The organism is Dyella sp. (assembly GCF_035277725.1).
Lineage (GTDB): Bacteria > Pseudomonadota > Gammaproteobacteria > Xanthomonadales > Rhodanobacteraceae > Dyella_B.
Map to the genome: position 1 here is coordinate 1 of NZ_DATEJY010000230.1, position 5,012 is coordinate 5,012.

General features: G+C 66.2%; 3 protein-coding genes. All 3 read left to right on the forward strand.

All coding sequences use genetic code 11. The features are described 5' to 3' along the window. A partial coding sequence (locus VJR68_RS19205; protein ID WP_324150263.1) for a response regulator occupies positions 1–2,505 on the forward strand: 2,505 nt, incomplete at its 5' end. Positions 2,506–2,658: 153 nt separating this feature from the next. Continuing rightward, positions 2,659–4,464 (forward strand): chemotaxis protein CheB, encoded by a 1,806-nt coding sequence (locus tag VJR68_RS19210; RefSeq protein WP_324150264.1) that lies wholly within the window; start codon positions 2,659–2,661, stop codon positions 4,462–4,464. Continuing rightward, entirely contained in the window at positions 4,461–4,937 is a 477-nt protein-coding gene (locus VJR68_RS19215) for a chemotaxis protein CheW (protein WP_324150266.1), read from the forward strand. The genes VJR68_RS19210 and VJR68_RS19215 overlap by 4 nt, the downstream gene beginning before the upstream one ends. Positions 4,938–5,012: the final 75 nt, after the last annotated feature.

Below are 5,012 nucleotides of genomic sequence, written 5' to 3' on the forward strand. Positions count from 1 at the left end.
ACCGAGCCGGTCGCCGAAGCGCCGCACCACGAAGAACCCGTGGTGGCCGACCTGCCGCCAGCGCAGGAAACGATCGAACGCCAACCGGCCGAACGCGTGCCGGCTGGCGAGCTGATGAGCTTCCACCACATCGATCCGGACTTGCTGGAAATCTTCAGCGAAGAAGCGCGCGAAATTCTCGACGACGCCGACAGCACGCTGGCGAAGTGGCATGCCGAGCCGACCGATGTGTCGCACATGGCTGGCTTGTTGCGTGCGCTGCATACCCTCAAGGGTGGCGCGCGCATCGCGGGCGTCACGCCGGTGGGCGATCTCAGCCACGCGCTGGAAAGCTTGCTGGAGCGTTCGCACGGCATCGACCCGGGCAAGACCGCGCCGCTGATCGGCACGCTCGAAGCCGCCTTCGACGAAATGCATGGCCTGGTGCAACGCGTATCGCAGGGCAAGGCGATTGCCTATCCCCACGCGATGGTGGCGCGCTTGCAGGGCGGCACGCAGGAACCCGAGGCGCCGGTCGCCGAAGCACCCGCGCCCGTGGCTGCCGCACCGGCCCCCGCGCCTGCGCCGACGCCGCAGATCAGCGCGGAAGAGCTGCCCTCGCTGCTGCCCCTGGAAGACGAACAGCAAGGCGAAGATACCGGCCGCACCGCGCAGGAACAGATCCGCGTCCGCGCCGAACTGCTCGACAGCCTGGTGAACCACGCCGGCGAAGTGGCGATCTACCGCTCGCGCCTGGAACAGCAGGTGTCGGCCTACCGCTTCAACCTGGTCGAACTCGAACAGACCGTGTCGCGTCTGCGCAGCCAGCTGCGCATGCTGGAAATCGAAACCGAAGCGCAGATCATCGCGCGCTTCCAGCGCGAGCATCGCGATGCCGGCCTGGCGGTGTTCGATCCGCTCGAACTCGACCGCTTCTCGCAGTTGCAGCAGTACTCGCGCGCCCTGGCCGAATCGGTGTCGGACTTGGTGTCGATCCAGAGCATGCTGGACGAACTCACGCGTCAGGCCGAAACGCTGCTGATCCAGCAGTCGCGCGTCAGTTCCGAACTGCAGGAAGGCCTGCTGCGCACGCGCATGCTGCCGTTCGACACCATGGTGCCGAACCTGCGCCGCACGCTGCGCCAGGCCGCGCAGGAAGAAGGCAAGAGCGCCCAGCTGTATGTGGAAGGCGCGCACGGCGAAATGGACCGCAACCTGCTCGACCGCATCAAGGCGCCGTTCGAGCACATGCTGCGCAACGCCGTGGCGCACGGTATCGAAACACCGGCCGAGCGCCGCAAGGCGGGCAAGCCGGAAGAAGGTGCGGTACGCATCCGCGTAGCGCGCGAAGCCACCGAAGTGGTGATTCGCGTCAGCGACGACGGCCGCGGCCTCGATCGCGAGGCGATCCGCAACCGTGCCATCGAGCGCGGGCTGATCCGCCCGGATACGCGCCTGTTCGACGACCAGTTGCTTGCGCTGATCACCCAGACCGGCTTCTCCACCGCCAGCACCGTCACCCAGCTTGCCGGCCGCGGCGTGGGCATGGACGTGGTGGCCAGCGAGATCAAGTCGATGGGCGGCTCGCTCGCCATCGAATCGCGTCAGGGCGAAGGCACTACCTTCGTGCTGCGCCTGCCGTTCACCCTTGCGGTGACGCAGGCGATCCTGGTGCGCATCGGCGAATCCGCGTTCGCCATCCCGATGACCTCGGTGCAGGGCGTCGCGCGCATCAGTCCGGATGAACTGGCGCAACGCCTGGCCGAAGAAAACCCGCAGTTCGAATACAACGGCGAGGATCACGCCGTGCACGATCTGGCCGGCTTGCTTGGCCTGGTGCCGGGCATCAGCGACGAAGAACAGCTGCCGCTGCTGCTGACCCGTTCGGGCGAACTGCGTGCGGCGATCCGCGTCGACGCGGTGATCGGCTCGCGCGAAATCGTGGTGAAGTCGGTCGGCCCGCAGGTGAGTTCGGTGCCGGGCATTCTCGGCGCGACCATCATGGGCGACGGCTCGGTGCTGGTGATTCTCGACCTCGCCCCGCTGGTGCGTCATGGCCTGGCCCGTCGCGAACAGCGCCTGGCCGAAGGCTTCGATTTCGCCACCACGGCGCCGGTGATCGAAGAAGAACGCGTGCGTCCGCTGGTGATGGTGGTCGACGATTCGATCACCATGCGCAAGGTCACCGGCCGCGTGCTCGAGCGCCACGAATACGAAGTGGAAACCGCGAAGGACGGCCTGGACGCGCTGGAAAAACTGCACGAGCGCGTGCCCGACCTGATGCTGCTCGACATCGAAATGCCGCGCATGGACGGCTACGAACTGGCGACGCAGATGAAGTCCGATCCGCGCCTGCGCCACGTGCCGATCATCATGATCACCTCGCGTACCGGCGAAAAGCATCGCCAGCGCGCGTTCGACATCGGCGTGGAACGTTACCTCGGCAAGCCCTACCAGGAAGCCGAATTGCTGGCGCAGATCAGCGAAGTACTGGAGCAGCACGCGCAGGAGCCCGTGAATGACTGATATCAAGAGCCTCCCTTCACACCCCAAGCATCCCGCATTGCGCCTGAGCGGCCGCCATGCGGCAGCGCGCGGCTTGACCAGACGGCCAGTCTGGCGCTGCGCCACGCGCTACCACCTGACAGCCGCTCAGTCGCAATACGAGGCACTCGGGGTATGAAGGAAGGCTCCACGGCGGTCGCGCTGCTGTTCGATGACGTAGAGCTGGGAAGTCATCTGCGCGCCGCACTCTCCGAGCACGGCGCACGGATCGCGCACGAAGGCCCGGTAAGCAGCTTCGACGTGGTCAAGCTGCGCGAGGCCGGCGTGAATGTGCTGGTCGTGAACCTGGACGACGCGGTGGACGACACCGCGCTCGACCTGATCTACGAATTGGTCGCCGCCGGCGACATCCCCGTGGTGTTCAACGACGCCCAGGCCAGCCGCGGCCTGGACGGTTGGGATCGCGCGCGCTGGGCCCGCCATCTGGCGGCCAAGACGCTCAACACGGACACCATCGATCCGCCGCGTCCCGAAAACGCGCAGCCGGTGGTGCCACCGCCGGCCGCTGTGCCGGCTCAGCCCGAGCCACAAACCGAACCGGTCGCGCTGGCCGAGCCCGAACCCGCACGGGCGGATGCCGAGCCCGTGCTGGACCTGGCGCCAGCCACCGAACCTGGACTCGAACCGGCGCCAGTCCATGCGCCGGAAGTGGCATTCGAATCCGCGCCGGCCTTCGCGCCTGCGGCGTCGACCGAGGCATCGCTTGCTGACGTGCTGCAGCAACACGACGATGCACCGAGCCCGGAAGCGATGTCTGAAACGCTGGCGAACGAACTGGAAGCCTTGCTTGCGACCGGCGACGCCCCCGAGCACGTGCCGGAAAGTGAATTCGGTTCCCTGAAGTTCACCGCGGAAGACGAGCTGCCGCCCTTGCACGATGGCAACTTCGGCTGGCAAGACGAAGAGCACGCCGCGCCAGCGTCGCACGAGCACATTCCGACGGCGCCCGGCTTCGCGCCGGCTCCGGAACCCGCGCCTGCGCCGTCACCGGCGCACATGGACGCGCCGGCGTTCAACATCAACCTGGATCACTTGTCGCTCGCCTCGCACGACGAGGCGTTCACGCCGCCGGTGATCGAAACGAAGACGCTTGCGCAGCAGACGCCTGCCGCGCCGGAATGGGGCTTCGTGGAAGAAAGCGAGCATGTCGCCGCGCCGCCGTCCGATGGCAAGGCCTCGTTTGGTGTCGAGAAGGTCAGCGCCACCGACTACCTGGCGCCTGACGTGGAATTCCTGGAAGACGAATCGCCCGTCGAGCCCGGCATGACGCTGGAACTGGTGTCGATGGAAGAAGCCATCGCGCCCCAAGAAGAGTACCAGCCGTTCGAGTCGCATCTGCACGAACTGGATACCGCCTTCGCACGCTTGCTGGTGTTGGGCGCAGCGCGCGACAGCGGCGCTTCGCTGGGCGCTTTCCTCGCCGCATTGCCGGGCGATTTGAAGCTGCCGATCCTGCTGACCCAGCATCACGCGCAGGATTCACTCGAGCAGTTGCTCTCTGCGCTGATGGCGAGTTGCGATCTGCCGATCAAGGTTGCCACCGCCGGCATGCGCACGCGCAGCGGCGAAATCGTGGTGGTGCCGCGCGGTCAGCAGGTACGCATCACCCGCGATGGCCGTGTGGATGTGAGCGCCGCCAACGATGACGTCAGCGGGCAATCGCCGTCCATCGACAGCAGCTTCACCATGGCCGCCAACGTCTACGGACGCGACGCACTGGCCATCGTCTTTGCCGGCCAGGCCACCGATGCTGTTGCCGGCGCGCAAGCCATTCACGATCGCGGCGGACAAGTGTGGGTGGAAGCGTCCTTCAGCGATCACTACACAGACATGGTCAACGGCGTGATGGCCGAACGCCTGGCCAGTTTTTCCGGTTCGCCGCAGGAGCTTGCGGTACGTCTGGTCGAGGATTTCCGATGAGCGAACAACCACTACCCCGCGAAATCCGTTGCGTACTCGTGCCGGTCGGCAACCTGCGCCTGCTGCTGCCCAACGCCACCGTGGCCGAAGTAATCACCTTCGCCAATCCCGAGCCGGTTCCGGATGCACCCGAATGGCTGCTCGGCCGTATCGCATGGCGCGGTTGGCGCGTGCCCTTGGTCTCGTTCACCAAATTGGCCGGCGCGGAAGAAGGCGATGCGGAACTCGCCGTGCGCGTGGCCGTATTGAAGGCGCTGGGCGACAACCCCGACGTGCCATTCGTGGCCGTGGTTACGCAAGGCTTCCCGCGCCTGACTACGCTCAACGCCGAGCTGATCATCCCCACGCACGACGGCAAGCCATTGCCTCGTGGTGTGAAAGCGCAGGTGCTGGTGCGCGATGACATCGCCGTGATTCCGGATCTCGAAGGCATCGAGAACGACGTAACGGAATTGCTGCGGCAGGCGAGTTGATCCTCGTAGGCTGGGATGAAATCCCAGCTGGCGCTGCCTCAAGGCCAATCCCGCGCGCCATGCAGCACGCGCAGC

What these genes read in the sequence shown, in the direction of transcription:
- VJR68_RS19215 (WP_324150266.1), top strand. Translation starts at nt 4,461, where the DNA reads ATGAGCGAACAACCACTACCCCGCGAAATCCGTTGCGTACTCGTGCCG.
- VJR68_RS19210 (WP_324150264.1), top strand. Translation starts at nt 2,659, where the DNA reads ATGAAGGAAGGCTCCACGGCGGTCGCGCTGCTGTTCGATGACGTAGAG.